This window comes from Nonomuraea sp. NPDC050691 (assembly GCF_040654455.1).
Classification (GTDB): Bacteria; Actinomycetota; Actinomycetes; order Streptosporangiales; family Streptosporangiaceae; genus Nonomuraea.
In genome coordinates this window covers 1-21998 of sequence record NZ_JBFAIA010000100.1, presented here as the reverse complement: position 1 = coordinate 21998, position 21998 = coordinate 1, and the positions used below count along the sequence as shown (strand labels likewise).

Below are 21998 nucleotides of genomic sequence, written 5' to 3'. Positions count from 1 at the left end.
GTCCGGGGGAAGCGGGTGCCGGAAAGGCCCTCGCGGTGCCCGCGAGGGCCCGGCTCAGCCGCCGACGTAGGCCGCGAGGTGCTCGCCGGTGACGGTGGAGCGGGCGGCGACCAGGTCGGCGGGGGTGCCCTCGAAGACGATCCGGCCGCCGTCGTGGCCGGCGCCGGGCCCGAGGTCGACGATCCAGTCGGCGTGCGCCATGACCGCCTGGTGGTGCTCGATGACGATGACCGACTTGCCGGAGTCGACGAGCCGGTCGAGCAGGCCGAGCAACTGCTCGACGTCGGCGAGGTGCAGGCCGGTGGTCGGCTCGTCGAGGACGTACACGCCGCCCTTGTCGGCCATGTGGGTGGCCAGCTTGAGCCGCTGCCGCTCGCCGCCGGACAGCGTGGTCAGCGGCTGTCCGAGACTGAGGTAGCCGAGCCCGACGTCGGCGAGCCGGCCGAGGATCGCGTGCGCGGCAGGCGTGCGGGCCTCGCCGGAGCCGAAGAACTCCCGGGCCTCGTCCACCGGCATCGCCAGCACCTGGCTGATGTCGCGGCCGCCGAGGTGGTGCTCCAGCACCGCCGCCTGGAACCGCTTGCCGTCGCACTCCACGCAGGTGGCGGCCACGCCGGCCATCATCGCCAGGTCGGTGTAGACGACGCCGGCGCCGTTGCAGCCGGGGCAGGCGCCCTCGGAGTTGGCGCTGAACAATGCCGGCTTGACGCCGTTGGCCTTGGCGAACGCCTTGCGGATCGGGTCGAGCAGCCCGGTGTAGGTGGCCGGGTTGCTGCGTCGCGAGCCCTTGATCGCGCCCTGGTCGACCGACACCACACCCGCGCCGGCGGGGATCGACCCGTGCACGAGCGAGCTCTTGCCGGACCCGGCGACGCCGGTGACGACGACGAGCACCCCGAGCGGGATGTCGACGTCGACCTCGCGCAGGTTGTTGGCCGTCGCGCCGCGGATCTGCAGCGTGCCGGTGGGCTTGCGCACCGTCCGCTTCAGCGCCGCCCGGTCGCCGAGATGGCGGCCGGTGATGGTGCCGCCGGCCCGCAGCTCCTCGACCGTGCCCTCGAAGCAGACCTCTCCGCCCGCCGTACCGGCGCCCGGGCCGAGGTCGACGACGTGGTCGGCGATCGCGATCGTCTCCGGCTTGTGCTCCACGACGAGCACCGTGTTGCCCTTGTCCCGCAGCCGCAGCAGCAGGTCGTTCATCCGCTGGATGTCATGGGGGTGCAGGCCGACGGTCGGCTCGTCGAAGACGTACGTGGTGTCGGTCAGCGAGGAGCCGAGGTGGCGGATCATCTTGACCCGCTGCGCCTCGCCGCCCGACAGCGTGCCCGACGGCCGCTCCAGCGACAGGTAGCCCAGCCCGATCTCCACGAACGAGTCCAACGTGCGCAGCAGCGCGGCGAGCAGCGGCGCCACCGACGGCTCGTCGAGCCCCCGCACCCAGGCCGCCAGGTCGCTGATCTGCATCGCGCACGCGTCGGCGATGTTGATCCCGCCGATCCGCGACGAGCGGGCCGCCTCGCTGAGCCGGGTGCCGCCGCACTCGGGGCAGGCCGTGAACGTGACCGCGCGGTCCACGAACGCCCGGATGTGCGGCTGCATCGCCTCCCGGTCCTTGGACAGGAACGACTTCTGGATCTTCGGGATCAGCCCCTCGTAGGTGAGGTTGACCCCCTCGACCTTCACCTTGGTCGGCTCCCGGTGCAGGAAGTCCCGCATCTCCTGCTCGGTGAACTCGCGGATCGGCTTGTCCGGGTCGAGGAAGCCCGACTCGGCGTAGACCCGCACCGTCCAGAAGCTGTCCGACTTCCAGCCGGGGATCGTGAACGCGCCCTCGGCGATCGACTTGGAGTCGTCGTAGAGCTGGGTGAGGTCGATGTCGGAGACCCTGCCCCGGCCTTCGCAGCGCGCGCACATGCCGCCGGTGAGGACGAAGTCCTGCTGCACGCTCTTGCCCGCGCCGCGTTCGATGGTGGCCGCGCCGCTCCCCCGCACCGAGGGGACGTTGAAGGAGAACGCGTTGGGCGAGCCGATGTGCGGCCGCCCCAACCGGCTGAACAGGATGCGCAGCATCGCGTTGGCGTCGGTGGCGGTGCCGACCGTGGAACGCGGGTCGGCGCCCAGCCGCTGCTGGTCGACGATGATCGCGGTCGTCAGCCCTTCGAGCACGTCGACGTCGGGCCGCGGCAGCGTCGGCATGAACCCCTGCACGAACGCGCTGTAGGTCTCGTTGATCAGCCGCTGCGACTCCGCGGCGATCGTGTCGAACACCAGCGAGCTCTTGCCCGAGCCCGAGACGCCGGTGAACACCGTCAACCGGCGCTTCGGGATCTCGATGCTGACGTCCTTGAGGTTGTTCTCGCGCGCGCCGTGCACGCGGATCACGTCGTGGCTGTCGGCGACGTGCGGCGCGGGCTCCTGCGTGTCCGCCGGCCGCGTGTCGGTCCTCATGGCCATGCTCATCCTGTCTCCATCCGTGTCACGGCAACGGTCCCTGTCTACCGGATCGGCGATGTCCACCTGATCGGGGGTGCCGAGCGCGTGCGTCGGGAGGCTCTCGTGGATGGTGATGTCCATGGCGGTCACGCTAGTGGTGGCTCGGGGGCCGGCGCTTCTCCGATCCTGACCGATCGAAGCAGGGCGCCGGACCCCGCGTGGAGCCGCGGCGGTGCGCCCGGCCTGCCAGCGCACCCGGGAGTCAGGCCGACTCGATCACCTCGATGGCGGCGGCCGGGCAGACGGCGGCGGCCTCGCGGACCTGAACATGCCGGTCCGCGCCCGGCTCGGGCTCCAGCAGGATGACGATGCCGTCGTCGTCACGCTGGTCGAACACCTCCGGCGCGATCAGCACGCACTGGCCGGCGCCGCAGCACTTGTCCTCGTCCACAATGACCTTCATCTCAGCGTTCCTCTCTCGTTCAGCACATCACCAGCGCACCGGGGCCGTGCGCAGGCCGCCCACGGCCAGCCCCTCCACGCGCCGCAGGTCCTCCACGGGCACGGCCAGCTCCAACGTCGGCAGCCTGCGCAGCAGCACCTCCAGCACGACCTGCAGCTCGGTACGGGCCAGCGCCTGGCCGAGGCAGGAGTGAGCCCCGGCGCCGAAGGCCAGGTGCGGGTTGGGGCTGCGGGTCAGGTCCATGTCCGCGGCCGCCTCGAAGGCGCTCTCGTCGCGGTTGGCGGCGGCCATGCTGCAGATCACCGTGGTGCCGCGCGGCAGGCGCGTGCCGCTGACCTCGGTCTCCTCCTTCAGGTAGCGCGGCAGGCCGAACCCGGAGTTGGCGTCCATGCGCAGCGACTCCTCCACCGTGGTGCGGACCAGCGACGGATCGGCCAGCAACCGCTCCCACCGGCCGCGGTCGGCCAGCAGCATCGCCACCATCTTGCCGATCATGTTGGCGGTGGTCTCGTGCCCGGCCACCAGCAGCGCCATGCCGGTGACCAGGATCTGGATGTCGGACAGCCCGCCGTTCTCGGGGCCGCCCGCCGCGATCAGCTCGCTCAGCAGGTCCTCGCCCGGCTCGGCCCGCTTGGCGGCGAGATGGTCGGACATGTACTGGAAGAACTCGGCCTGGGCGGCCTCGACCTCGTCCTTGCCGTACCGGGTGAGGTTGAGCAGGGTGTCGGACCAGTACGAGAAGCGGTCCCGGTCGGCGGCGGGCACGCCGAGCATGTCGCAGATGACGTAGACCGGCAGCGGGAAGCCCAGGGCCGCCTTGAGGTCGGCCGGGGCGCCGCTCTCCACCATGTCGTCGATGAGGTCCCCGGCGATCCGCGCCATCACGGGACGCAGGGCGTTCATCCGCTTGGCGGTGAACCACCTGCCGACCAGGCGCCGCCAGTGCTGGTGCTCCTCCCCGCTGTCAGGGATGATGGCCGCCATCTCGCTGCCGAACAGCCCGCCGTCCTCGGTGTCCGACAGCCGGGCGGCGTCGGGCGCGTTGAGCAGCCGGGTGAAACGCGGATCGGCGAGCACCTGCTTGACGTCCTCGTAGCGGGTCAGCAGCGTCGCCCGGTCACCGCTGGGCAGGGTCACATGGGCGACCGGGCACGTGCCGCGCAGCTCGGCCCACTCCGCGGGCGGCTCCAGCGCCGCGTCGGCGGGGATGGGGTAACTCAGAACGCGCTCATTGACACTCATCAGGCGTCTCCTCGTGGATGGACATCTCGTGATCGGATGACGGGTCCGCTCCCGGCTGTGGGAGCGGACGTCGTCTCAGGTGGTGAGGGTCTGCTGCCGCAGCAGACGCGCCTGCTTGGGCATGTTCCAGCCGAGCACGCCGGTGACCCGGCCGCCCTCGCGATACAGCGCGGCGAAGCGCCGCTGCTCCGGATGGCCCTCGACGACGGTCACCTCCGCCGACGGCGACGGCAGGCCGTGCGCCTGGATCTTGACGTCGTACTGGTCGGTCCAGAAGTACGGGATCGGCGTGTACGGGCGGTCGGCGCCGAGGATGCCGGCCGCCACCGCCTGGGCCTGCTCGGTGGCGTTGGTGCGGTTCTCCAGGCGCAGCCTCCTGCCGAGCCCCTCGTGCGCGAAGCGGGCCACGTCCCCGACCGCGTACACGCCTTCGGCGGCGCGGCAGCGCGCGTCGCACTCGACCCCGTCGCCGAGGCTCAGCCCGCTGCCCTCCAGCCAGCCGGTCGCCGGACGCGAGCCGACGGCCACCACGACGGCGTCGGCCGCCAGGAGCTCGCCGCCCGCCAGCCGTACCCCCACGACCCGGCCCGCGTCGCCGGCCAGGGCGTCGACCGCGGCGCCCAGCCGCAGCCGGACCCCACGCTCGGCGTGCACCCGGCCGAGCAGCGTGCCGACCGTCTCGCCGAGCTGGTCGCCCAGCAGGGTGCGCCCCATGCCGGCGAGGGTGACCTCCAAGCCCATCGCACGGGCGGTGGCGGCGATCTCCGCGCCCAGCACCCCCTCCCCCACGACCACGAGCCGCCCACCGGCGCTCAGCTCGCGGCGCAGGGCCAGCGCGTCGTCCAGGGTGCGCAGCACGTGCACGCCCGCCAGCCCGTCCTGGCCCGGCAGGCGGCGGGGAGTCAGGCCGGTGGCGATCACGACGACGTCGCCGTGCAGCACGCGGCCGGAGGCGGTGGTGACGGCGCGGGCCGCCGCGTCCAGCGCGAGCGCGGGCTCGCCCAGCACGAACTCGGCCTCCAGGGCCTGCAACTGCGCCTGGTCGCGCAGCCGGGCCCGGTCCGGCTCCCAGACGCCGGCCAGCACCTGCTTCGACAGCGGCGGCCGGTCGTAGGGGTGATGGGGGTCGGCGTCCAGCAGCGTCAGGCGCCCCCGGTAGCCGTGCCGCCGCAGCGCCTCGGCCGTGCTCAGCCCCGCGGCCGACGCGCCCACGATCACGATGCGGGCGGGCGGGCTCACGTGGTGACCCGGCCCGCGTGGATGGCCGTCACGCCTGCTCCCAGGCACATGTGTGGGGCTCCTTTCCTCATCCAGCGCCCGACACATTAGCCTACATCTGCAAGAAAACCTACATGTGTCGTCATTCGGTAGGATGGCAGGCGTGGTCACCAAGGACAGCAACCCCGCATCGGGCGACCGGCGCGTGCGCCGCACCCGGACGGCCCTCGCACGCGCACTGATCCGGCTGGTCGAGGAGCGGGACCTGTCCCGGATCAGCGTCTCCGACGTCGCCGCGGGCGCCGAGGTGAGCCGCTCGGCCTTCTACGACCACTACCGCGACGTCCACGAGCTCGCCGAGGACGCCTGCACCGCGATGATCGACGGCCTGCTCGAATCCCTGCCCGTGCCCGCTCACGGCGCCGACATGGAGGAGGAGGCGACCCGGTCGCTGGCGGCCTTCTTCGCCAGCCTCGCCGAGCACGCCGGGCTGTACCGGGCGCTCCTGGGACCGCAGGGCAGCGCGCGCGTCGTCGACCACATCCGCCGCCGCATCGCCGAGGTCACCGTCGACCACCTGGCCCGGACCGGCGACGGCACCCCGCCGCAGGGCGTCCCGCACGACATCGCGGCCGCCTTCATCGCCGGCGCGCTCATCGGCGTGGCCGTCGACTGGCTCCAGCACGGATGCCCCCGGCCGCCGGCCGAGATGGCCACGGCGACCTGGCCGCTGCTGAACGCGCACTACCGCCTCGACCCCCACGGCCACGCCCCGGCGAGCTGAGACACCGGCACCGTCCGCGCCTCTGATCGGCGTGACGTTCCGGCGCCATGGCGGCCCGCGTCCCGAGGACGCGCGGAAGGATCGACCGGCGGCCCGTTCGAGAGACGTCGAAACGCGAGCGCGGGTCCGGCGCCCTGACTGCGTCATGGCCGCCCGGTGCTGGAGGGCGTGGCGGCCGCACCCCGGGTGAAGAAGCCGCTCGCCTTTACATTGTAGATTTATGCTGATGCCGCTTAGGTGCATTCGGTGATGATCACCGGGTGGTCGAACAGCCCAGGATTGCGCCCGGGCGCGCTCGCGCGCGACGAGCCGGCTGAACTCGGCGGCGCCGGGCGTCGCCTTGAGCTCCTCGACCTCCGGCAGGAGGGCTCGCCGGTTCTCGCGACGCCATAACCCACGCTGGGCACCTTGTGCTCGGACTCCAGGACCCGGACCGTGTGGGAGCCGTTCCTGCCGAAGCGGAACTCCTCCCCCGGCCGCACCCCGTGCAGCCGGGCCCCGCCGCGAGGGCCGGATCGAAGGCGGCCACCTGGTTCAGCTCGGGCACATGGAAGAAGGTCTTGTCGTTGGCGCGCGAGTAGCCGGTGAGGGTCAGCGGGTGCCGGACGGCTGCCACGTCTTCCACCGCCGGAACGGATGCCCGCGCTTCCCGACCGCCCAGTCGTGGAAGGTACGCCCCCGGCCGGTCAGGCGGTGGACGGTGGTCAGCGGCGTGCCGACTCCAGGAACGGCTTGACCTGGGCGAGGACCTCGTCCACCCGGCCGCCCCAGGCGCCGGGGTGGTCGGCGCCGGGGAGGCTCACGAAGGGGGCGCCGGCGCGCTCGGCGGTCTGCCGCATGCTGTCGTGGTAGACGTCCGCGGACCCGCAGTACAGCAGCAACGGCACCCCGGCGACGCCCAGGTCGGCGTCGAGACCGGCGTTCCCCTCCAGCGCCTGATGGCAGAGGCGGAACGCCTCCGGGTCTCCCCCGTCGATGACCTTCGCCTGCTCCGGGTCGGCGCGGCAGACCTCCAGCAGCCACCGCGCCCAGTCCGTGCCGGGCGGAAAGCCGGCGTGCCGGACCAGGTGGGTGTACAGCGTCTCGATCCCCCCGACGGGGTCCCAGCCGCCGAGAACGAGGGCGGACAGGCGTCCGGGGGCGTGCCGGGCGAGTCCGCAGCCGATCAGGGCGCCCAGGGAGTAGCCCCAGAAGGCGGCCGTCTCCACGCCCATGTCGTCCAGGACGGCCACGACGTCCTCGGCCCGCCGCGCCAGGCCGTACGCGCCGGGGTCGCGGGGCGCCTGGCTTCCGCCGTGGGCGAGGGGGTCGAGCTGGACGATCGTGTGCGTCTCGCGGAGGGCTCCGGCGTAGCCCGCGCCGGTCCAGAACGAGCCGAGCTGGTAGATGCCGGGATGGAGCACGAGGACCGGCCCCCGGCCGGACACCTGGTACGACAGCCTGGTCCGGCGGCCACCGGCGTGCGGCGCGGCGGCGGCGCTCGCGGCTTCGGGACGGCGGCTCACGCCGGCGCCCCGCGGCCCGGCAGGCCGGCCTCGGGGCCGCCGGACGATACGAAGGTCACGGCTCGCATAGGGTCTCCCAGAGTCAGACGGACACGTTTGTTATGCGCATAAATATTATGGGCATAACAAACTTGCGGGTAACCCTGGAGATCAACGTGGAGTACGAGCAGGCCGACGCCCTCAACGGCGCGATCAGGGTGATCGCCATCCGCCACCGGGCCCGCGCGGCGGTCAAGCTGGCCGAACTGGGCCTGCACCCCGGACACGAGGCGGTCCTGCTGCTGCTGGACGCGAACGGCCCGCAGACGCAGAAACAGCTGGCCACCGGGGCGGGATGCGAGCCGCCGAGCATCACGCTCATGGTGCGCAAGCTGGAAGCGGCCGGCCTGGTGGCCAGGCACCCGTCGGCGCAGGACGCGCGCGCCGTCGTCGTGACCCTCACCGACGCCGGCCGGGACGTCATCGCTCCGCTCAAGGCGCTGTGGCGCGAGCTCGCCGACGAGACCGTCGCACACCTCAGCGCGACCACGGTCGACCAGCTCATCGCCGTGGTCACCGACCTGGCCGACAGCCTGCGCACCGCCACGGCCGGCGACCAGCCGTCCTGAGGCGGCCCTGCCCGGCTCAGTCCCGCGGCTTGCGCCAGGTGATGCTGTAGCGCATCAGGAGGTGGCGGCGGTACTCGGAGCCGGGCAGGATCTCCGCGGCGAGCGCTCGCATCCGCCGGTAGGTCTCCGGCGGCGGCCACACCGTGGGGGACGGAGCCCGCCAGAGGCCCTTCCTGGCCCGATGGGCGGTGCCGACGACGACGCCGGCCAGGTCGCGCGGCAGGTCGTTCGGCATGGTGCTGCGGGCCAGGCCGACGATGGCGAGGACCCCGCCGGGGCGCAGCAGGTCACGCATGCGGGCCAAGGCGGTGGCGGCGTCCATGTGATGCAGGGTGGCGACCGACGCGACGACGTCGAACGAGGCGGGTTCGAACGGGTGGGTGAGGAAATCGCCCAGGATGTAGTCGACGTCGTCCGGATACGCGCGGGCCTGCTCGACGCTGGTCGCGTCGAGATCGATGCCGGTGACGTGCGGCACGGTCCGCCGCAGTTCACGGGCCAGCATGCCCTCGCCGCAGCCGACGTCCAGCGCGCGCCGGGCGCCGTCGGGGACCGCGCCCAGGATGCGGGGGTGGTAGTGGATGTTGTGGTTCCACCGCTCGCCGTTCGCCATCGTCATGTGATCATCCTGCCGGACTCGCCGGGCGACGGCACCCGCTTGACAATCCTTGCCCCACAAGCTCTAACCTAGCCTCATTAGTTTACTTCCTAATGCCTCTAGGAGCATGCATGGCACGGGCCGGGTTGACGGCGGATCGGGTGACGCTCGCCGGCGCCCAACTGGCGGACGAGGTGGGGCTCGACCACGTCACCATGTCAGCGGTGGCGCGACGGCTCGGCGTGAAGGACGCCAGCCTCTACGTGCACGTCCGCAACCTCGAGGACCTGCGCGGGCGGATCGCCCTGCTGGCGGCGGACGAGAAGACCATCCGCATCGCGGAGGCCACCGCCGGGCGCGCCGGAAGGGACGCGCTGGTGGCGTACGCGAACGCCTACCGGGAGTACGCCCACGACCACCCGGGCCGCTACACGGCGACGCAGATCCCGATCCCCATCGATCCCGAGCTCCTGGCCCAGGCAGCCGGCCCGCGACGCGCGATCGAGCTGACCTACAGCATGCTGCGCGCCTACCGGCTGGACGAGCCGGACCTCACCGACGCGGTCCGGATGATGCGCAGCATGCTCCACGGCTTCATCAACCTCGAGGCCGCGGGCGGGTTCGCGCACGCGCGCCCGGTGGAGGACTCCTGGGTCCGCTGCCTCGACGCCCTGCACGCCCTCCTGACGAACTGGCACTCGCAGTCGCACCGAGAAGGAGACCCGGCATGACCAGCCCGACCATCGGCAGCCTGCGCGTGGACGGCGCCACCCTCCACTACGAGGTACGCGGAAGCGGCCCGCTCCTGCTGCTGATCCCCGGCGGCACGGGCGGCGCGGCCTCCTTCGACGGCGTCGCCGGCGACCTGGCCGCCGAGTACACGGTCGTGTCCTACGATCCGCGCGGCATGTCCGGCAGCACGCTGGACGACCCGGAAGCCGAGCAGCGGGTCGAGCAGCACGCCGACGACGCGTTCCGGCTGCTGGAGCTGCTGTCCCCGGACGCGCCCGCGCGCGTGGCCGGCTGCAGCTCCGGGGCGATCGTCGCGCTGCACCTGCTCACCGCCCATCCCGAGCGGGTCGGACGCGTCGTGGCGCACGAGCCGCCGATGGTGGAGGTGCTGCCGGACGCCGCCGAGCATCGCGCGATGCTCGCCCGCGTCCAGGACACCCTCCGCCAGGAGGGGCTGATGCCCGCGGCGGCCGTGTTCGCGGCCGGCCTCAGCCGGCCCGGCGCCGCGCCTGCCGCCCCGCCCGCCGACCCCCAGGCGGCGATCGCCGAGCTGCCGCCGGAGGCGAGGGCGCGCGTCGAGCGGACGATGGCCAACATGCCGTACTTCCTCGGGCGCATCGTGCCGAGCTTCATGGCCTACACCCCGGACGTGGACCGCCTGGCTGCTCTGTCGGACCGGCTCGTGCTCGCCGGCGGAGCGGACTCGCGCGGCGAGCTGCCCTACCGTCCCGCCGCCTTCCTGGCCGAGCGGTTCGGCACGGAGCTCGTCCACTTCCCCGGCGGGCACACGGGCCTCAGCACGCACCCCGCCGAGTTCGGCGAGCTGCTCCGCAAGGTGCTGACGCACCCGTGAACGACGACACCCGGCCAGGGCACCGTCGCGGTGCTCCGGCCGGGTGCCCAAGGGGCGGGCGCTCCTACTTGAGGCTGTCCGGCACGCCGGACTTGTCGCCGAGCCCGGCGAGGTAGTCGGCGTACTCCTTCACGTTGTCCTTCGCGACCAGCTTGCCCTGCAGCGTCTCGTCGGCCTGCACCTGCTTGCCGCCCAGGACGTCGCCGGCCAGCGAGACCACCTTCTGCCCGAGCGCGAACGGCGACTCGGCGTTCGTGGCGTACATCTCCCCCGCCGCGACGGCGGCCAGCGCGTCGGCGATGCCGTCGTTGCCGACGACCTTGACCTTGCCCACCAGGTTGCGGGCCTTGAGCGCGGACAGCACGCCCATGGCCATCTCGTCGTTGGCCGCGTACACGCCGTCGATGTCGGGGTTGGCCTGCAGCACGTTCGTCATCACGTTCAGGGCCTTGGCCCGGTCGAAGTCGGCCGCCTGCGTGGCGACGACCTTGATGTCCTTGTGCGTGGCGATCTGCTGCTGGAAGCCCTTGCTGCGGTCCTGGGCGACGTTGGTGCCGAGGATGCCCTGGATCTCGACGACCTTGCCCTTGCCGCCGACGGCCTCGGCCAGCGCGTCGGCCGCGTTCTTGCCCGCCTGGACGGCGTCGTAGCCGACGAACGTGGCCAGCTTGCCGCCGGACGGCTTGCGGTCGAACGCCATCACCGGGATGCTCGCCGCGTTCGCCTGGGTGACGGAGCTGCTGGCGGACTGGCTGCCCACCGGGTCGAGGATGAGGATGCCGGTCTGCTTGGAGATGGCGGTCGTCGCCTGGTTGAGGAAGGTGGCGTCGGAGTTGTCGGCGTTCTGCACGTTCAGGGTGATGCCGCTCTTGGCGGCCTGCGCCTCGGCGCCGTCCTTCACGCTGATGAAGAACGGGTTGCCGAGGGTGCTCATGATGATCGTGGCGTCCTTCTTGCCGGACGCCTGAGGGGCGCCCGTGGCCGTCTCCTCGCCGCCCCTGCTGCAGGCGGTCAGGGAGACGGCGGCCAGGATCGCGACGGCGAGGAATTTGCGGGGAGTGCGCATAACCGTTCCTTCTAGATGTGCTGGGCGAGTTCGGGGGTACGTGCGGGGGCTTGGGCCCTGCGCGGCACGAGCCTGCGCAGGATGTCCACGTTGCGGTCGAGGAAGACGGCCAGGAGGATGACCAGGCCCTTCACCACGTCCTGCAGGAACGGGGAGACGTCGAGCAGGTTCATGCCGTTGTCGATGACGCCGAGGACGAGCGCCCCGACGAGGGTGCCGAGCAGGGTGCCGCGGCCGCCGGCCAGGCTGGTGCCGCCGATGATGACGGCCGCGATCGCGTCCAGTTCCAGGCCGGCCCCGGCGGTCGGCTGGGCGGTGGACAGCCGGGCGGTGATGATGAACCCGGCCAGGGACGCCAGCACGCCGCTGATGACGAAGGCGAGGATCTTGACGCGGTGGACCCTGATGCCGGACAGCCGCGCGGCCTCGACGTTGTCGCCGGTGGCGTAGACGTACCGGCCGAAGCGGGTGCGCGCCAGGACGAACCCGAAGACGCCGAACGCCACCAGCATGATCCACACCGGCACGGGCACGCCCGCGAACCTCGCCTGCCCGATGCCCTGGAAGTCGTAGTCCGTCACCGGAATCGGGTTGCCCGAGGTGAGGTGCAGGGTGAGCCCGGCGAACACCGACATCGTGGCCAGCGTCGCGATGAACGACGGCATCCTGGTCCTGGTCACGAGCAGGCCGTTGACCAGCCCGATGGCCGCGCCGGTCGCCAGGCCCGCGGCCAGCGCGGGGATCAGGCCGTACGTGCCGAGCGTCAGGGCCGTGACGACGGCGGAGAAGCCGAGCGCCGAGCCCACGGACAGGTCGATCTCGGCGAGGATGATCACATACGTCTGCCCGGCGGCGAGCAGCGCGGCCACGGAGGTCGCGAGCGCGACGTTGAGCAGGTTCGTCGGGGTGAGGAAGACCGGCGAGGTCACCGAGAGGACGACCCCGACCAGGAGGAGCATCCACACCGCGCGCAGCCGGCCCGCGACGGTCTTGAGTTTCGAGGTCATGCGGCACCTACCAGTGCGTGCTTGAGGATGGACTGCTCGTCGAGGTCGCCGCCGGTCAGCTCGGCGACGAAGCGTCCTTCGCGCATCACGACCACGCGGTCGGACATGGCGACGAGTTCCGGCAGGTCGGAGCTCACGAGCAGGACGGCGACGCCGTCCGCGGTGAGCTGGTTGATGATCCGGTAGATCTCGGTCTTGGCGCCGACGTCCACGCCGCGGGTCGGCTCGTCCATGAGCAGCACCCGCGGCCGGGTCATCACCCACTTGGCGAACAGCGCCTTCTGCTGGTTGCCGCCGGACAGCGAGCTGACCGCGATGGACGGGGAGGCGGCGCGCACCCGCAGGTCGGAGATGACCGCGCCGGTGGCCGCCCGCTCCTTCGCGCGGCGTACGACTCCGCCACCGGCGCTGAACGCGCGCAGCGAGGCCAGCGACACGTTCGCCTCGAGCGACTGGCCCATGCACAGGCCCTCCGCCTGCCGGTCGGGCGACAGGTAGGCGATCCGGCTGCCGATCGCGTCCTGGACGCTCGCGACCCGTACGGCGGAGCCGCCCACGAGCACGGACCCGCCGGTCAGCGGCTGCAGGCCGAACAGCGCGCGCAGCAGGTCGCTGCGCCCGCAGCCGACCACGCCGCCGATGCCGACCACCTCGCCCGCCCTGACCTGGAGGTCGATGTCGTGGAAGCGGGCGCCGGACCCGGCGCGCACCTCCAGCACGACCTCGTCCCCGGCGTTGCGCTCCTTGGGGTAGAAGTCGTCCACGGCGTCGCCGACCATCGCGGTGACGACCTTGGCCGGCGTGAGCTCCCCGGTGGGGACGTCGAGCGTGACCCGGCCGTCGCGCAGCACGACGATGCGGTCCGACAGGGCGAAGACCTCGTCCAGCCGGTGGCTGATGTAGATCACCGAGACGCCGGCCTCGCGCAGCCGGTTCACCTGGGCGAAGAGCTGCTCGGACTCCTGCTCGTCGAGCGCCGCGGTGGGCTCGTCGAGGATGATCAGCCGCAGTTCGTGCGTCATGGCCTTGGCGATCTCGAGCATCTGCCGCTCGGCCACGCTCAGCTCACTGACCTGGCGGTGCACGTCGATCTCCATGCCGAGGCGGCGCAGCGCCTGCCTGGCCTCGGCGGCCATGCGCTGCTTGGAGACGAACAGGCGGCCGAAGACGCGCTCGCGGTCCAGCACGTACATGTTCTCGGCCACGCTGAGGTGCGGGAACAGGTTCTGCTGGAACTCCTGGTAGATGACCTCGATGCCCTGCGCCATCGCGGCCTGCGGGTCCTTGAGGACCGTCGCGGTCCCGTCGATCAGCAGCCGCCCGGAGTCGGGCTGGTGCGCGCCGGAGATCACCCGGGTGAGCGTGGACTTGCCCGCCCCGTTCTCCCCGACGAGCGCGACGACCTCGCCGGGACCGACGTCGAAGCTGACGCCCCGCAGGACGCTGTTGTCGCCGAAGGACTTGCGCACATCGGCAAGCTGGAGATGCATGCCAGGCTCCTGATCAGTACACGACGCCCGCGGTGAGCAGGACGTTGGCGTACGGGGTGAACTCGCCGGAGCGCACGGCCGCCCGGGCTCCGGTGGTGGCCTGCTTGAACGCGGTGTGCGGGACGAACTCCGGCGTCAGGCCGAGCCGGTCGAACCGTTCCTCGATGGCCGCCAGCATCTCCGGGCTGTGCTGCTTGATCTCCTCGGAGATCGGCACGCCCTCCACGGCCACCTCGTCGAGCACCGCGTCCAGCAGGTCGAGGAACCGCGGCAGCTCCGGAACGGGCGTGTTTCGGAGCTCCGGCCTCTCATCTTCGCGGGGACGCGGTTCAGCAGGGGCTGCGGTCCCAGCTGACGTAGATGGAGCGGACTCCCCATGTCGTCACCACTCGGGGGTGGGGCTTCCTGGCCTCGATGATCGATCCTGCCGCGGGGGCGATCAAGGGGCTGGCGTCACTGACAGTAACTGCCGAGCGGGGCTTGGACTCCGCGGTCAACCCCCGATCCGAATGGTGAATACCCGGCGACGGGTACGTCGCGCCCCAAAACGCCGATTAATCCATGTCAATACGACATAGCGCGCGAAATCCGCTGACGGTTCGCCATTCGGCAGCGGCTCATGGATGCGAGGGCGGTGTGGCGCGTGAGCCGGTCGCGGCGTCGGCGTAGCGGCGGGCCAGAGTCGCGAAGGCGTCCTTGAGCTCGGCCGGGCCGACGACCTCGATGTCGGCGTCGAACCTGCCGACGGCGGAGGCCAGGGCGGCCCATGACCACGAGCTCAGGACCAGCCGGCAGCGGTTCGGGCCCAGCTCCTCGACGGTGCCCTCGCGGGTGTAGCGGGACACGGCGGCGGCGGGCAGGTCGAGGATCACCTCTCCGCGGCAGGGCCAGTGACCGGAACCGTCGGAGCCCCGGAACCTGCTGAGCATGAAGGCGGCCACCTCGCCTCCGGGCAGGTCGCGCGGGCCGAAGCGGGGCCCTGTGGGGGTGCGCGGGATGATCCGGTCGGCGCGGAAGGTCCGCCAGTCCTCACGGTCGAGGTCCCAGGCGACGAGGTACCAGCGCCCGCCCCAGGTGACGAGGTGATGGGGCTCCACCCGGCGCGGCGAGGCCGGCACGGCGGCGTCCTCCTCCCCCGGCGGGGGTGCGGGGGTGTAGTCGAAGCGCAGCACCTCGCGGGCGTGGACGGCGGCGCCGAGCGCCATGAGCACGCCGCCGTCGACCTGGGGGTCCGGCCGGGTCGCGGGCTTCTCGACCGCGGTGACCTGGATGGTGTCGATCCGGCGGCGCAGCCGTGCGGGCATGACCTGCCGGACGGTGTTCAGGGCACGCGCCGCGCTCTCCTCGATGCCGGCGCCGGTGGTCGTGGCGATCTGGAGCGCGATGGCCAGGGCGACGGCCTGCTCGTCGTCGAACAGCAACGGCGGCAGCTCCGTGCCGGCGTCGAGCCGGTAACCACCGTCAGGTCCCTTGAACGCCACGATGGGATAGCCCAGCTCGCGCAGGCGGTCGACGTCGCGGCGCAGGGTGCGCGGGCTGATGTCCAGCCGCTCGGCCAGCAGCGCGCCCGGCCAGTCGCGGCGCGCCTGGAGCAGCGAGAGCAATGCCAGCAGTCGCGCTGAAGTCTTCGGCACGATTTCCATGATGCCGGGAGTAGAGGCCAGTCCCTGGCCTCTACTCCTGTGATTGTTGTCGCGTGCCACTCACCACCGACAACCGGAAAGGCCGAACGCCATGACCGCCACCGAAACCCCCTCGACCCTCGACGCCGAGCGGAGCGAGCTGCTCGCCGCGCTCGCCGCCGCGCGCTCCGCCCTGACCAACACCGTCCGCGGGCTCAGCGACGAGCAGCTCGGCGAGCGCCCGACGGTCAGCGCGCTGTGCCTGGGCGGGCTGATCAAGCACGTCACGTCCATGGAGGAGTCGTGGATGCGCTTCGTGGTGGACGGCCCGTCCGCGATGAGCCACGACCTGCCCGACGGTGTCACCTGGGCCGACCTCGCGGCCGGCACCGCGCGCGAGGTCCCGAAGTGGGTGATCGACCACCAGAACGAGTTCCGGATGCTGCCCGGCGAGACGCTGGCCGGGATCCTGGCGCGGTACGAGGAGGTCGCGGCCCGCAGCGAGGAGGTCGTCGCCGCCGTCCCCGACCTGTCGGCGACGCACCCGTTGCCGGAGGCGCCCTGGCACGCGCCGGGAGCGGTGCGCAGCGTGCGCGCGGTGCTGCTGCACGTCGTCGCCGAGACCTCCCAGCACGCCGGGCACGCCGACATCCTGCGCGAGACGCTCGACGGGCAGACGTCGACCTGAGCGGTGACGGGGATACGAGCGTGGGGGTTCTCCGGCAGGGACGTCACTGACGCGGGGGTGTCCGGTTCGCTGCGCCAGCTTTCGGCCAGCGGGCCGATGTCCACCGCGTCATAGCCGAGGACGTCCAGCAGCCGGGCGGTCTCCGCCTTGGCCGCCGCGTCGTCGCCGGCGATCGGCAGGGCGCTGCGGTCCGGCGCGCCCGCGGGCCGGGCGAGGGTGACGAGCTGGTGCGGGGTGATGGTGTTGAACGCCTTGACCACCCGGGAATCCGCGAGGTGGCGCCGGATCAGGACACTGGAGGTCAGCTTTCCCGCGTCCAGCTCGGACAGGTGGCCGCCCGGGCCCGCCCGCCCAGCTCGGCGACGAGATCGGCGAGCGTCCCGCATCCTCGCGCGTCGCTGAGGACGACCCCCACGCCGGCCGCGACGGCCGGGACTGCGCGACTACGGCGCCGTGCGCCGGGTCGCGGGCCTGCGGCGTGACGAACTCGTGTACCTGCGCCGGATCGCACGGCGTCCCCCGGCGTGCGCGGCGGCCCCGTCCGACGTGCCCGCGAGCCTGCGCCACCTGCTGGAGTCGTTCGTGATGACGCCGGCGCTGGTGGTCGGCCGGCACACCCAGATCGTCGGCTGGAACCCGCTCGCCGTGGCCGTCTTCGGCGACTTCCCCGCGCTGCCGGAGAGCCGGCCGGTACCGCGGGGACCCCGGGCTCGCGGCGCACATCGACCGGCTGCGGGTCGCCGCCTCACTCCCCCGAGGCGGCCCGCGCGTCATGACGCCGGTGAGGCGGGGCCGGTCGTGGACGGTCCCGTACGGACGACGGCCTGGTCGCCGCGCGGTCCGAACAGGTGCAGGATCTCCACGGCGTTCGTGTCCGCCGGGCCGAACCAGTGCGGCTCCCGCGTGTCGAACTCGGCCACCTCGCCGGGCCGGAGTGTGCACTCGCGCTCGCCGATGATGACGCGGAGCTCGCCGGCGAGGACGTACAGCCACTCGTAGCCGTCGTGGGTCACCAGCTTCGGCTCGCGGGGGGCCAGCACCTGCTTGAACACCTGCACGCGGCCCGGGTACTGCGTCAGGGGCACCAGGACGCTGCCGCGGTCCTTGCGCAGGGGCTTGAGATGCACCCGCGGGTCACCGCTGGCCGGCGCGGCCACCAGCTGGTCGAGTGCGACGCGGTGCGCACGCGCGAGCGGGATGAGCAGCTCCAGGGTCGGACGCCGTTTGCCCGACTCGAGGCGGGACAGCGTGCTCACCGAGATCCCGGTCGTCTCGGCGAGCGCCTCCAGGGTGAGTCCGCGGTCCCGGCGCAGGCTGCGCAACCGGGGCCCGATGGCGTCGAGGATCCGCTCCAGCTCCGTGTCCACGAGGTCCAGTTTTGCAGTTCCCGCAAAAGTGCTGGGCGGCGGCCACCCGCTGAGCCGAGCATGGCCGGGCAAGTGCTCCCGAACCCGAGAGGCCGGCCGTGACCGCGACAACCCACCCCGTTCAGCCTGTTCTGAGCGTGCGCAGACGCTGGACGGTGCTGGCCGTCTGCTGCATGAGCATGTTCCTCGTCGGTCTGGACACCACCATCGTCAACGTGGGCCTGCCCGCGATCGGGCGCGGTCTGGGCGCCGGGACGCGCGGCCTCGAATGGATCGTGGACGCCTACACCCTCGTTTTGGCCGGCCTGTTGATCTCCTCCGGTGCGCTGGCGGACCGGTTCGGACGCCGGCGGGTGTTCCAGCTCGGGCTGGTCGTGTTCGGTGCGGCCTCGCTGGCCTGCGCGCTCGCCCCTTCGGTCGGCGCGCTCGCCGCGGCCCGGGCCGTGCAGGGAATCGGCGCCTCCATGCTCAGCCCCGTGGCTCTGGCGATCGTGGTGAACGCGATGCCCGACCCGAAGGAGCGGGCGCAGGCGATCGGCGTCTGGGCATCGGTGTTCGGGCTCAGCATGGCCGCCGGTCCCGTCACGGGCGGCGCCCTCATCACGGGAATCGGCTGGCGGTCGGTGTTCTGGATCAACGCGCCGGTCGTCGTGGCCGCACTCGTGCTCAGCATGGTGTTCGTGCCGGAGTCCCGGTCGCCGCGGGCGCGGCGGCTCGACCTCCCCGGTCAGGCCCTGCTGACCGTGGTCATCGGGGTCTCGGTCGGCGTCCTCATCGAGGGGCCGCGCATCGGCTGGACGTCGCTCGCGGCGCTGGCCGCGTACGCGCTCGCCGCCGTGGCGGCGGCCGGATTCGCCTGGGTCGAGTACCGCCGGTCCGAGCCGCTGATGGATCCCCGCCTCTTCCGGCGGCCGGCCTTCGGCAGCGCGGTCCTGGGCGCCGTGGCGGTCTTCGTCGCCCTGAACGTGACGCTGCTGCTCAACACCCTCTACCTCCAGCACGCCCGGGGATGGACACCGCTCGCCGCCGGGGTGGCCACTCTGCCCATGGCCGTCGGGGCGACCGTCTGCGCGCCCCTGTCCGGGCAACTGGTCGGCCGTCTCGGGCCGCGACTGCCCCTCGTCCTGGCCGGCGGCTTCATCACGGTGGGGGGACTCTGCCTGGTGGGGCTCGACCAGCGGACGAGCGTGCCCCTCCTCCTGGCCGCCTACGCGCTCATCGGCATCGGGTTCGGCTTCGCCAACGCCCCGATCACCAACGCCGCGGTGAGCGGGCTGCCTCCCGCCCGTGCCGGCGTGGCGGGAGCGATCACGTCGACCGCGCGCCAGTTCGGCGCCGCGCTGGGCATCGCCATCGCCGGCGGCCTGGTCGCCGACGCCGGCCCGGCGGGGCTCGCGCAGGCGTCCCGTCCGGGCTGGATCATGGTCACCGCCTGTGGCCTGGTCCTGTTCCTCGTGGCGTACGCCTCGCGGCCGAAGAAGGACGGCGCCCGTCCCCCGTCCCCGGGAGCGCGGTGAGACCGTCCGGCGCGACCTGGCCTACGAGATGCCGGTGGTGACCTGCTCCTCGGTCAGCGAGCAGATGAACGATCACGGTGACGTGGAGCTGAGCTCCACGCAGCAGGCGCCCGGCCGGGGAGCCAGTGTCGCCTGCACGGTGGTCGCTCTGAGCCCTCCGCAGTAGGCGGCGAGGAAGGCGTGGTTGATGCCGCACACCAGGTCGGGGTCCTGGGCCGCGAGCGGGTGGAAGGGGCAGTTGCCGAGCCGGAGACGGGTCGGCGCGACACGGGCCGGCTCGAAGCCGTGGCCTTCCAGCATGTGCGCGATGTAGGTGAGGGCCCGCTCGGTGCCGAGCCGGCCGGGCCTGAGCCGGTCGTGCTCCGCCTGCCCGAGGGCGCGCCCGCGGTCGGCCGCGACGCGTACGGCGGCCTGCGGCCCGCTCTCCTCGGGCCGCTGGTGACGTACCGCCTCCAGCAGGATCTCGGCGAGCAGGCCGTGCTCGCGCGGCGGGATGCTGACCTGCACCTGTACGTCGGTCGGCTGGTACAGCTTCGGGGCGCGGCCGACCCTGCGGATGCCGTCCGGCTGGGCGTACGTGGCCTTGAGCAGCCCGACCTCGACCAGTTTGTCGAGGTGGAAGGCCGCCAGCTTGCGGGAGATGCCGGCGCTCCGCGCGGCCTCGTCGCGGGTCACCGGGGCAGACGACTGCCGGATGAATGCATACATGCGGCGCCGAAGCTCGTCGTCGAGCGCCGCCACGGCGCGCACCGCGTCGTCCGTCACCCGTTCACAATAACACTCGTCTTCTGCGGGGAAACCTCTTCACCTCGTGCCCTTCAGCATGATAAAGCTAAGAATTGTTAGCGAAATTGAAGGGGGAGTCATGTCCACGCCGCAGTATCAGCCCCAACGCCCCGTCACGGCCCCGGGGCGCTCCATTCCGGCCGCCGTCGTCGCCGGACACGGCGCACCGGCCGTCGCCACGCTCGCCCCTGTCCCGCTCACCACCGTGTCGGGCGGCTGACGTGCTGAACGGATCAACCGCCCCTACGAGAGGCGTCGACCTGACCGCGGCCGAGCTGGCGGCAGGTCAGTTCCTCGACGCCCTGGGCATCCACCTGGACGACGAAAGCCTGCGCGGGACCCCCGGGCGGATGGCCCGCGCCTACGCCGAGCTCTTCTCGCCACGCCCCTTCGAGCTCACCACCTTTCCCAATGACGAGGGGTACGACGAGCTCGTCCTCGTCCGCGACATCCCGCTCCGGTCGGTATGCGAGCACCACCTGCTGCCGTTCACCGGCGTGGCCCATGTCGGATACCTGCCGGGACCGCGCATCGTCGGCCTGTCCAAGCTCGCCCGCATCGTGGAGCACTTCTCCTGCCGACCACAGGTCCAGGAACGCCTCACCAAGCAGGTCGCCGAATGGCTGCAGCAGAACCTGCGGCCCCGCGGGGTGGGCGTGGTCATCCGAGCCGACCACACCTGCATGACCCTGCGCGGCGCGCAGGCCCCAGGGGCTCAGACCATCACGTCCACCTTGCTCGGCGTGCTGCGCGACGACGCCCGCTCGCGCGCCGAGTTCCTGTCGCTGGTCAGCCCCTGACCGCACGGCAGCTCCGGGGCGAACCCGGCATCTCGACCCAGGTAAACCCTAATTCCCTACCGGTTGTGTTGACTTCATGCGACGGCCGGTCTACGTTGGCGAACGTGACGACCACGGCACTGACCATCCGAGGTCACGTGGACTTCTGCCGCGTGGCCAGCGCCCTGTGTCCCTCCTTCCGTCCCGCTGTCCAGCGACCACCTCGACATCCGGAAGGACCACACCCATGTCACCTTTCTCCATCCGCCCCGTCGCAGGCCGGATAGGCGCCGAGATCTCCGGCGTGCGCCTGGGCGGTGATCTGCCCGCCGACCTCGTCGGGCTGATCCGCTCGGCCCTGCTCGACCACAAAGTGCTCTTCTTCCGCGCCCAGGACCACCTGGGCACGGAAGACCAGGTGGCCTTCGCCCGGCTGCTCGGCGAGCCCACCGTGGCCCACCCCACCGTCCCGGCGCTCGCCGGCAACACCCACGTCCTCGACCTGGACTACAGCGGCGGCCAGAAGGTCGACCGCTGGCACACCGACGTCACCTTCGTCGACCGGCCGCCGCTGGCCTCCGTGCTCCGGGCGATCACCGTGCCGCCCAGCGGCGGCGACACGCTCTGGGCCAACACCGTCACCGCGTACGAGCACCTGCCCGCCGAGCTGCGCGACCTGCTCGACCGGCTGCGGGCGGTCCACACCAACCAGTACGACTACGTGCGCGTCGCCGCCTCCGACGACCCGGAGCGGACCCGCGCGCAGGCGGAGGTGTTCGCCTCGACCGTCTACGAGACCGAGCATCCCGTCGTCCGCGTCCATCCCGAGACCGGCGAGCGCGCGATCCTCCTCGGCGACTTCGCCAAGCGTCTGGCCGGCCTGCCCGCCCAGTCGTCGGCCGCGATCATCCAGCTGATCCAGAGTCACGTGACCCAGGTGGAGAACACCGTGCGCTGGCGCTGGTCCCCCGGCGACGTGGCCGTCTGGGACAACCGGGCCACCCAGCACCGGGTCGTGCACGACTTCGGCGACCAGCCGCGCCGCCTCCACCGGGTGACCATCGCCGGTGACGTTCCGGTCGGCGTGGACGGCCGGACGAGCACGGTCCTGTCCGGCGACGCCGGCTCCTACTCGCCGATCGCCGCCTGACGCCCCTCTCCCCCCCCCCCCCACCCACCCCCCCCCCCCCCCCCCCCCGGACCCACCGCCCCACCACACTTCTGACCACCAGACAAACCA

Annotated in this window: 22 protein-coding genes and 1 pseudogene; 10 read left to right on the top strand and 13 right to left on the bottom strand. The window is 72.2% G+C overall.

Annotated features, from left to right (window positions below; translation table 11 throughout):
* Positions 1-54 precede the first annotated feature (54 nt).
* The 4 genes from AB0H81_RS28845 to AB0H81_RS28830 form a co-directional block, all read right to left on the bottom strand.
* Positions 55-2454, bottom strand: a complete 2400-nt coding sequence (locus tag AB0H81_RS28845; RefSeq protein WP_358380863.1) for an excinuclease ABC subunit UvrA — start codon at positions 2452-2454, stop codon at positions 55-57.
* 241 nt (positions 2455-2695) lie between these two features.
* Positions 2696-2896, bottom strand: coding sequence for a ferredoxin (locus tag AB0H81_RS28840; RefSeq protein WP_358380841.1), 201 nt, complete (start codon positions 2894-2896; stop codon positions 2696-2698).
* Positions 2897-2923: 27 nt separating this feature from the next.
* On the bottom strand, positions 2924-4138 hold the full coding sequence (locus AB0H81_RS28835; RefSeq protein WP_358380839.1) for a cytochrome P450: 1215 nt from the start codon (positions 4136-4138) through the stop codon (positions 2924-2926).
* A 75-nt stretch (positions 4139-4213) separates the two neighbouring features.
* Complete coding sequence (locus AB0H81_RS28830; RefSeq protein ID WP_358380837.1) at positions 4214-5377, bottom strand: FAD-dependent oxidoreductase; 1164 nt, start codon at positions 5375-5377, stop codon at positions 4214-4216.
* Positions 5378-5519: 142 nt separating this feature from the next.
* On the opposite strand from AB0H81_RS28830, the gene AB0H81_RS28825 reads away from it, so the two are divergent.
* Positions 5520-6140, top strand: coding sequence for a TetR/AcrR family transcriptional regulator C-terminal domain-containing protein (locus AB0H81_RS28825; RefSeq protein ID WP_358380835.1), 621 nt, complete (start codon positions 5520-5522; stop codon positions 6138-6140).
* A gap of 704 nt (positions 6141-6844) precedes the next feature.
* Here AB0H81_RS28825 and AB0H81_RS28820 read toward each other — a convergent pair.
* Positions 6845-7645, bottom strand: coding sequence for an alpha/beta hydrolase (locus AB0H81_RS28820; RefSeq protein WP_358380833.1), 801 nt, complete (start codon positions 7643-7645; stop codon positions 6845-6847).
* A 131-nt stretch (positions 7646-7776) separates the two neighbouring features.
* Between AB0H81_RS28820 and AB0H81_RS28815 the strand changes: the two genes are divergently transcribed.
* The gene (locus AB0H81_RS28815) at positions 7777-8253 is read left to right on the top strand and encodes a MarR family winged helix-turn-helix transcriptional regulator (protein WP_358380831.1); all 477 of its coding nucleotides are present in this window, start codon (positions 7777-7779) and stop codon (positions 8251-8253) included.
* A 16-nt stretch (positions 8254-8269) separates the two neighbouring features.
* On the opposite strand, the gene AB0H81_RS28810 is transcribed toward AB0H81_RS28815, so the two are convergent.
* A complete protein-coding gene (locus AB0H81_RS28810; RefSeq protein ID WP_358380829.1) occupies positions 8270-8872 on the bottom strand; it encodes a class I SAM-dependent methyltransferase in 603 nt (200 codons plus the stop codon).
* 110 nt (positions 8873-8982) lie between these two features.
* Between AB0H81_RS28810 and AB0H81_RS28805 the strand changes: the two genes are divergently transcribed.
* Together AB0H81_RS28805 and AB0H81_RS28800 are read left to right on the top strand one after the other, a co-directional pair.
* Complete coding sequence (locus AB0H81_RS28805) at positions 8983-9582, top strand: WHG domain-containing protein (RefSeq protein WP_358380827.1); 600 nt, start codon at positions 8983-8985, stop codon at positions 9580-9582.
* Positions 9579-10436 carry an alpha/beta hydrolase gene (locus AB0H81_RS28800; protein WP_358380825.1) on the top strand — a complete coding sequence of 286 codons (858 nt, stop codon included), beginning with the start codon at positions 9579-9581 and terminating at the stop codon, positions 10434-10436. The genes AB0H81_RS28805 and AB0H81_RS28800 overlap by 4 nt, the downstream gene beginning before the upstream one ends.
* 64 nt (positions 10437-10500) lie before the next feature.
* Here the strand turns inward: AB0H81_RS28800 and AB0H81_RS28795 are convergent, their stop codons facing one another.
* From AB0H81_RS28795 to AB0H81_RS28775, 5 genes are all read right to left on the bottom strand, one after another.
* Entirely contained in the window at positions 10501-11502 is a 1002-nt protein-coding gene (locus AB0H81_RS28795; RefSeq protein WP_358380823.1) for a substrate-binding domain-containing protein, read from the bottom strand.
* Between the two features lie 11 nt (positions 11503-11513).
* A complete protein-coding gene (locus AB0H81_RS28790) occupies positions 11514-12509 on the bottom strand; it encodes an ABC transporter permease (protein ID WP_358380821.1) in 996 nt (331 codons plus the stop codon).
* On the bottom strand, positions 12506-13999 hold the full coding sequence (locus tag AB0H81_RS28785; protein ID WP_358380819.1) for a sugar ABC transporter ATP-binding protein: 1494 nt from the start codon (positions 13997-13999) through the stop codon (positions 12506-12508). Before AB0H81_RS28785 ends, AB0H81_RS28790 begins: the two co-directional genes overlap by 4 nt.
* Positions 14000-14012: 13 nt before the next feature.
* The gene (locus tag AB0H81_RS28780; RefSeq protein WP_358380861.1) at positions 14013-14273 is read right to left on the bottom strand and encodes an RbsD/FucU domain-containing protein; all 261 of its coding nucleotides are present in this window, start codon (positions 14271-14273) and stop codon (positions 14013-14015) included.
* A 343-nt stretch (positions 14274-14616) separates the two neighbouring features.
* Complete coding sequence (locus AB0H81_RS28775; protein ID WP_358380817.1) at positions 14617-15633, bottom strand: YafY family protein; 1017 nt, start codon at positions 15631-15633, stop codon at positions 14617-14619.
* Positions 15634-15733: 100 nt separating this feature from the next.
* Between AB0H81_RS28775 and AB0H81_RS28770 the strand changes: the two genes are divergently transcribed.
* Together AB0H81_RS28770 and AB0H81_RS28765 are read left to right on the top strand one after the other, a co-directional pair.
* Positions 15734-16309, top strand: a complete 576-nt coding sequence (locus tag AB0H81_RS28770; RefSeq protein ID WP_358380815.1) for a DinB family protein — start codon at positions 15734-15736, stop codon at positions 16307-16309.
* Between the two features lie 453 nt (positions 16310-16762).
* Positions 16763-16984: pseudogene (locus tag AB0H81_RS28765) on the top strand (transcriptional regulator); the annotation flags it as partial.
* Between the two features lie 95 nt (positions 16985-17079).
* On the opposite strand, the gene AB0H81_RS28760 reads toward AB0H81_RS28765, so the two are convergent.
* Complete coding sequence (locus AB0H81_RS28760; protein WP_358380813.1) at positions 17080-17676, bottom strand: helix-turn-helix transcriptional regulator; 597 nt, start codon at positions 17674-17676, stop codon at positions 17080-17082.
* A gap of 137 nt (positions 17677-17813) precedes the next feature.
* Here AB0H81_RS28760 and AB0H81_RS28755 point away from each other — a divergent pair, with 137 nt between their 5' ends.
* Positions 17814-19193 carry an MFS transporter gene (locus AB0H81_RS28755; RefSeq protein ID WP_358380811.1) on the top strand — a complete coding sequence of 460 codons (1380 nt, stop codon included), beginning with the start codon at positions 17814-17816 and terminating at the stop codon, positions 19191-19193.
* A gap of 72 nt (positions 19194-19265) precedes the next feature.
* Here AB0H81_RS28755 and AB0H81_RS28750 read toward each other — a convergent pair whose 3' ends face one another.
* Positions 19266-19958, bottom strand: coding sequence for a helix-turn-helix domain-containing protein (locus tag AB0H81_RS28750; RefSeq protein WP_358380809.1), 693 nt, complete (start codon positions 19956-19958; stop codon positions 19266-19268).
* A gap of 100 nt (positions 19959-20058) precedes the next feature.
* On the opposite strand from AB0H81_RS28750, the gene AB0H81_RS28745 reads away from it, so the two are divergent.
* From AB0H81_RS28745 to AB0H81_RS28735, 3 genes are all read left to right on the top strand, one after another.
* Positions 20059-20199 (top strand): hypothetical protein, encoded by a 141-nt coding sequence (locus tag AB0H81_RS28745; RefSeq protein ID WP_358380807.1) that lies wholly within the window; start codon positions 20059-20061, stop codon positions 20197-20199.
* A 1-nt stretch (position 20200) separates the two neighbouring features.
* A complete protein-coding gene (gene folE, locus AB0H81_RS28740) occupies positions 20201-20779 on the top strand; it encodes a GTP cyclohydrolase I FolE (RefSeq protein WP_358380805.1) in 579 nt (192 codons plus the stop codon).
* A 226-nt stretch (positions 20780-21005) separates the two neighbouring features.
* Positions 21006-21908 carry a TauD/TfdA family dioxygenase gene (locus tag AB0H81_RS28735; RefSeq protein ID WP_358380803.1) on the top strand — a complete coding sequence of 301 codons (903 nt, stop codon included), beginning with the start codon at positions 21006-21008 and terminating at the stop codon, positions 21906-21908.
* Positions 21909-21998: the final 90 nt, after the last annotated feature.

What these genes read in the sequence shown, in the direction of transcription:
- AB0H81_RS28845 (WP_358380863.1), bottom strand. Translation starts at nt 2,454, where the DNA reads ATGGCCATGAGGACCGACACGCGGCCGGCGGACACGCAGGAGCCCGCG.
- AB0H81_RS28840 (WP_358380841.1), bottom strand. Translation starts at nt 2,896, where the DNA reads ATGAAGGTCATTGTGGACGAGGACAAGTGCTGCGGCGCCGGCCAGTGC.
- AB0H81_RS28835 (WP_358380839.1), bottom strand. Translation starts at nt 4,138, where the DNA reads ATGAGTGTCAATGAGCGCGTTCTGAGTTACCCCATCCCCGCCGACGCG.
- AB0H81_RS28810 (WP_358380829.1), bottom strand. Translation starts at nt 8,872, where the DNA reads ATGACGATGGCGAACGGCGAGCGGTGGAACCACAACATCCACTACCAC.
- AB0H81_RS28805 (WP_358380827.1), top strand. Translation starts at nt 8,983, where the DNA reads ATGGCACGGGCCGGGTTGACGGCGGATCGGGTGACGCTCGCCGGCGCC.
- AB0H81_RS28800 (WP_358380825.1), top strand. Translation starts at nt 9,579, where the DNA reads ATGACCAGCCCGACCATCGGCAGCCTGCGCGTGGACGGCGCCACCCTC.
- AB0H81_RS28795 (WP_358380823.1), bottom strand. Translation starts at nt 11,502, where the DNA reads ATGCGCACTCCCCGCAAATTCCTCGCCGTCGCGATCCTGGCCGCCGTC.
- AB0H81_RS28790 (WP_358380821.1), bottom strand. Translation starts at nt 12,509, where the DNA reads ATGACCTCGAAACTCAAGACCGTCGCGGGCCGGCTGCGCGCGGTGTGG.
- AB0H81_RS28785 (WP_358380819.1), bottom strand. Translation starts at nt 13,999, where the DNA reads ATGCATCTCCAGCTTGCCGATGTGCGCAAGTCCTTCGGCGACAACAGC.
- AB0H81_RS28770 (WP_358380815.1), top strand. Translation starts at nt 15,734, where the DNA reads ATGACCGCCACCGAAACCCCCTCGACCCTCGACGCCGAGCGGAGCGAG.
- AB0H81_RS28745 (WP_358380807.1), top strand. Translation starts at nt 20,059, where the DNA reads ATGTCCACGCCGCAGTATCAGCCCCAACGCCCCGTCACGGCCCCGGGG.
- AB0H81_RS28735 (WP_358380803.1), top strand. Translation starts at nt 21,006, where the DNA reads ATGTCACCTTTCTCCATCCGCCCCGTCGCAGGCCGGATAGGCGCCGAG.